Annotated in this window: 5 protein-coding genes; 1 reads left to right on the forward strand and 4 read right to left on the reverse strand. The window is 69.1% G+C overall.

Annotated elements, in window-relative coordinates:
• Positions 1-31: 31 nt before the first annotated feature.
• Positions 32-820 carry an ABC transporter permease gene (locus ACL06G_RS04540; RefSeq protein ID WP_412788047.1) on the reverse strand — a complete coding sequence of 263 codons (789 nt, stop codon included), beginning with the start codon at positions 818-820 and terminating at the stop codon, positions 32-34.
• Positions 817-1,788, reverse strand: coding sequence for an ATP-binding cassette domain-containing protein (locus tag ACL06G_RS04545; protein ID WP_412788048.1), 972 nt, complete (start codon positions 1,786-1,788; stop codon positions 817-819). The genes ACL06G_RS04540 and ACL06G_RS04545 overlap by 4 nt, the downstream gene beginning before the upstream one ends.
• Positions 1,789-2,140: 352 nt before the next feature.
• Between ACL06G_RS04545 and ACL06G_RS04550 the strand changes: the two genes are divergently transcribed.
• Positions 2,141-2,707, forward strand: a complete 567-nt coding sequence (locus ACL06G_RS04550) for a DUF3995 domain-containing protein (RefSeq protein WP_412788049.1) — start codon at positions 2,141-2,143, stop codon at positions 2,705-2,707.
• A gap of 31 nt (positions 2,708-2,738) precedes the next feature.
• Here the strand turns inward: ACL06G_RS04550 and ACL06G_RS04555 are convergent, their stop codons facing one another.
• Positions 2,739-3,515 carry a thioesterase II family protein gene (locus ACL06G_RS04555; RefSeq protein ID WP_412788050.1) on the reverse strand — a complete coding sequence of 259 codons (777 nt, stop codon included), beginning with the start codon at positions 3,513-3,515 and terminating at the stop codon, positions 2,739-2,741.
• A complete protein-coding gene (locus ACL06G_RS04560) occupies positions 3,512-4,780 on the reverse strand; it encodes a cytochrome P450 (protein ID WP_412788051.1) in 1,269 nt (422 codons plus the stop codon). Before ACL06G_RS04560 ends, ACL06G_RS04555 begins: the two co-directional genes overlap by 4 nt.
• Between the last annotated feature and the right edge of the window lie 137 nt (positions 4,781-4,917).

A 4,917-nucleotide genomic window follows, 5' to 3' on the forward strand; every position in this document is an offset into this window, starting at 1 on the left:
TGGGGTTGGCGGCGCTGTACCGCGGGGCGGTTCACCGGGCTTGGGCGGTCCGGTACCGGCGGGCGGCGAGCGGCATGGCCAGCGCGATCAGGGCCACCACCAGAACCACCGCGATGGGGATGGGGTGCGTCGAGGGGAAGGAGGTGTCACCGGAGGAGATCGGGTTGCCGAACAGTTCGCGCACGGCTCCGACGACCGAGGACAGCGGGTTCCACACGGCGATGGCGCGGAGCCAGTCGGGCAGTCCGCTGAGAGGGATGAAGGCGCTGGAGAGGAAGGTGAGCGGCATCATGACCATGGACATCACGGCGCTGACCGCTTCCACGTTGCGCAGGGAGAGCCCGAGGAGGGCGCCGAGCCAGGAGGCGCCGAGGCCCAGCAGCAGGAGGATGCCGAAGGCGCCCACCACGTCGGCGACACCGGTGTGCAGTCGCCAGCCGATGAGATAGCCGACACCGGACATCACCACGACGGCGACGGAGGAGAGCAGCAGGTCGGAGACGGTACGTCCGATCAGCACCGCGTAGCGCGACATGGGCAGCGAACGGAACCGGTCGACCAGCCCGTTGCGGAGGTCGTCGACCACACCGACGGCGGTGGTCTGCAGGTTGGCGAGCATGACCTGGGCGAAGATGCCGGCCATGATGTACTCGCGGTAGTTGCCGCCCTCCACCTGCATCGCGCTGCCGAAGAGGTACCCGAAGACGATCACGTACATCACGGGCATGAGCGTCACGCTCAGCAGGCGCTCGGGGACCCGGGCGATGTGCCGCAGGTGTCGGCCTGTCAGTGCGATCGAGTCGGTAAGGGCCTCGGTCACGAAACCGCTCCTTCGGTCACCGGCCGCGTGGCGGCGCTGGTCAGGGAAAGGAAGACCTCGTCCATCGAAGGACGGCTCACCTGGAAGTCGGCGACCGGGATTCCGGCTGCGGCCAGGTCGCCCGCCACCGTTGCGATGCCCTTGACGCCGTCGGTCATCGGGACCGAGACGGTGCGCTTCTCCTCGTCGACGAGGGGCTCCTCGCCGAAGCCGCCGAGCACCTTCGTCAGCGCGGCGACGTCAGCCGCGGCGGCGGCGGTGACCCGGAGGCGCTCGTCCCCGACCCGGTCCTTCAGTTCGTCGGGCGTGCCCTCGGCGATGACGCCGCCGTCCCGCAGCACGGCGATGCGATCGGCGAGTTGGTCGGCCTCCTCCAGGTACTGCGTCGTGAGCAGCACGGTGACCCCGCGGCTGACCTGGCTGCGGATGACCTCCCACAGCGTCAGGCGGCTGGTGAGGTCGAGGCCGGTGGTCGGCTCGTCCAGGAACAGCACCGGCGGCTCGGCGATCAGGCTGGCCGCCAGGTCCAGCCGTCGCCGCATGCCCCCGGAGTAGGTCTTCACGGGCCGGTCGGCCGCGTCGGTCAGCTCGAGCCGCTCCAGCAGTTCGTCGGAGCGGGCGCGGGTCGCCGCCCGGCCGAGGTGGTAGAGCGTGCCGATGAGACGGAGGTTCTCCCGCCCCGTCAGTCGCTCGTCGACCGCGGCATACTGGCCGGTGAGGCCGATACGGCGCCGGACCTCCTTGGGGCGGCGGCGCACGTCGAAGCCGGCCACGCTCGCCTCACCCCCGTCCGCGGCGAGCAGAGTGGTCAGGATGCGCACGACGGTGGTCTTGCCCGCGCCGTTGGGCCCCAGCAGCCCGAAGACGGTACCGGCGGGCACGGTCAGATCGACGCCGGCGAGCGCGTCCTTGACCACTTTGCCGCCGTAGCGTTTGCGCAGCCCCTCAGCCCGGATTGCAACGTCCACGCGTTCACCCCATTGATTCACAGTCCGCTGATCGCGGATCAACGGTTCAGCTCGGACAACCCCGGGTTTCCTTCGGGGAAACAAAAACGCTCACGGCTTCACCGGACCGCGGCGGTTGTCGCATCCACGCCGGCGACGCTAGCACCGGAGCTGCACCGCACCGGACTTCTCATCGAAGAATCCGATACGAACCGGAGGGGACTACGGTACGACCAGTGCTAGCATGCATCGGCGTGAACGGGCCGAACCGTGAGGATCTTGCATGACAAACGAGACGTCAACACCGCGGGAATACACCTCGAATTCATCACGGAATGGCCACGGAATAGCACTCGATCCGCGTCCGGGCTGGGTGCATTCCGCCTTCGTTTTCACCCTGGCGTTCACGGCGCTCCATGTCTACTGGGCCGTCGGCGGCACCTGGGGGCTGCCGCTGCTGGCACTGCACAATGCTGAGGCCGTGCGGACGGTCAACTGGGCGGTCTCCGCCCTCATGCTGATCGGCGCCTTCGTGGTCCTGGGGCTCAACCGCCCGGTCGCCCGGAAAGTGCCGTCCTGGATGCTGCTGGTACCGATCTGGGCGGGAACGGTGGTCTGCGTCTCCCATGCCTTGTACGGGTTCGTGACCAAGGGCCTGTACCTGAGCGGGCAGCAGAACGCGGTGGATTTCCCCGTCGTTCCGGGAGTGGACCCGGCGACGGCCGCGGAGAAGAACCACCTCTCGGCCCTGCACGATCTGCTCGTCTTCGAACCGGCCTTCCTGATCCAGGGCGTCCTTCTCGCCCTTGCCGGCCTGCAGTTCCTGACAACCGCGGCCGGGCGCCGCCGGTGGTCGGTGTCGCTGATCGTCGGCGTCCTCGCGATCGACGCCTTCGGTGTCGCACTGGCCCTCGCGGGTCTGCGCTTCGCGGTCAACTGACACCGCACCGACGGCGGCACGGCCGGCCCGTTCAGCCCGCCACGGCGGCCGGGGCGAGCCGGCCCGCGACGTCCAGGACGACGGGCTCGGGGTCCTGGAGGAGATAGAAGTGCCCCCCGGGAAACACCCGGTGGTCGAACGCGGTTCCCGTCGCCGCACTCCACATGCGCAGCCCCTCGACGGGGACGTCCTCGTCGTCCTCGCCGACGTAGGCCGTGACCGGTGTCGCCAGCGGAACGGCCGGCCGCGGCAGGTAGGTCCCGATCAGCCGGAAGTCGGCACGGATCGCGGGCAGTACGAGCTCCCTCAGGTCCGGATCGTCGAGGACCGTGCCGGCCTGCGGGTCGCCCAGCCGGCGGACCTCCTCCATGATCGCTTCGTCCCCCTCGCGGTGGACTCCCTTCGGCACCACCCGGTGCGGCGGGAGCTGGCCCGAGGCGAACAACCCGGCGGCGGCCCGGGATCCGGTGCGCTGCTCCAGCCGCAGGGCCACCTCGTAGGCCACGGAGGCCCCCATGCTGTGCCCGAAGAGTGCCAGGCGGCCGCCGGCCCAGCCCTGCAGCACGTCCGCCACGGCGCTGGTGAGCGGTCCCATCTCCTCGATGCACGGTTCCGTCACGCGGTCCTGGCGCCCGGGATAGCAGACCCCGACCACCTCGATGTCCTCGGGCAGCCACTGCGGCCACTCGCGGTAGACGCTGGCGGCACCGCCCGCGTGCGGGAAGCACACCAGACGCAGCCGCGGCTCCGGAACCCTGCGGTACCACCGCAGCCACCTCGAACCGTTCACGACCGCTGCGCCGTTCACCGTCCCGCCTCCGCACTCTCGTACGCGGCCAGCGCCGCCTCGTCCGGCTCGAAACGCACGGGCAGGCCGCACAGGCCGGTGAGGAAGTTGGAGTGGATGCGCTGCTCCTCGCCCACCACCTCGAATCCGGTGGTGTAGGTCCGCAGGGCCTCCAGCATGGCGTTGACCTCGACCCGGCCGAGGTAGGCACCCAGGCAGAAGTGCGGCCCGTACCCGAAGGTGATGTGCTTGTTGGGCGACCGGTTCAGATCGAAGGTGTAGGGGTTCTCGAACACCTCCTCGTCGCGGTTGGCGGAGCTGTTCCACAGGGTGACGACGTCGTCCGCGGCGATCACCCGCCCGTGCAGCTCCAGGTCGGTGACCGCACGGCGCCCGAAGTGCATGGCGGGCGTGGCCCAGCGAAGGACCTCCTCGGTGGCCGACTCCAGGGTCACCCTGCCGTCGCGCAGCAGCCGCCACTGGTCCGGATGGTCCGTCAAGGTCCGGACGGAGTCGATCATCGAGAGCCGGCTGGTCTCGTCACCGCCGAGGATCAGGCTGTAGCAGTTGAGAACGATCACCTCCTCGGACAGCGGTTCGCCGTCGACCACGCTGTTGGCCAGAACGCTGATGACGTCCTCGGTCGGCTTCGCCCGGCGCTCGGCGACCAGCTCTCCGAAGTACAGCAGGATCTCGTTGCGGGCGAGCCAGGCGTCGGTGTCCGACTGCCCCTCCTCGTCGGAACTCAGGGCGGATTTGGTGAGGGTGAGCAGGAAGTCGCGGTCCGCGGTCGGCACCCCGAGCATGTCGGAGATGGTGTTGAGCGGGATGTGCTCGGCCACGTCCTTCGCGAAGTCGCACTCACCGCGCCGGACGGCGTCCACCACCAGGCGGGTGGTGTTGGCCCGCACCCGCTCGGAGATGTACTGCAGCGCCTTCGGGGAGAAGGCCTTGAGCATCACGTTCCGCAGGTTGCGATGCATCTTTCCGTCGGTGACGGCCAGCATCTTGCCCGCCGCGGAGTCGCCCCCGGCCAGCAGCGTGACCAGCACGTTCCCCTTCTCCGACGTCAACTGCTTGTTGTCCTTGTACAGCGCCATGACGTCGGCGTAGCGGCTGATCACCCAGAAGCCGGGCCGGCCACCCGAGCCGGGGTGCCAGTAGAGCGGTTCCTCCGTCCGCAGATGACGCCAGTAGGCGCTCAGGTCGTTGTCCTCGAACGTCCTGGGGTCCGTCAGGTCCACCGTGGAGAGTTCGTCCGGTATCGGCATCGTCTGCGCGGTCATTGTCCCGCCATTCATAGTCGGCTGCCCAAGGGAGGAATACGACGGCGTGCTCGACGACTCGGCCGGCCGGCGCTGCCGGACGAAATACACGGGTTCGCATTTCCTTCCGGGCGCCGACCGGCCGACCGGTCCTGCGT

Origin of the sequence: Streptomyces callyspongiae, assembly GCF_047200695.1 — a bacterium.
Classification (GTDB): Bacteria; Actinomycetota; Actinomycetes; order Streptomycetales; family Streptomycetaceae; genus Streptomyces.

Bases quoted from the DNA above. Each gene is read 5' to 3' on its own strand.
- ACL06G_RS04560 (WP_412788051.1), bottom strand. From the start codon at position 4,780: ATGACCGCGCAGACGATGCCGATACCGGACGAACTCTCCACGGTGGAC.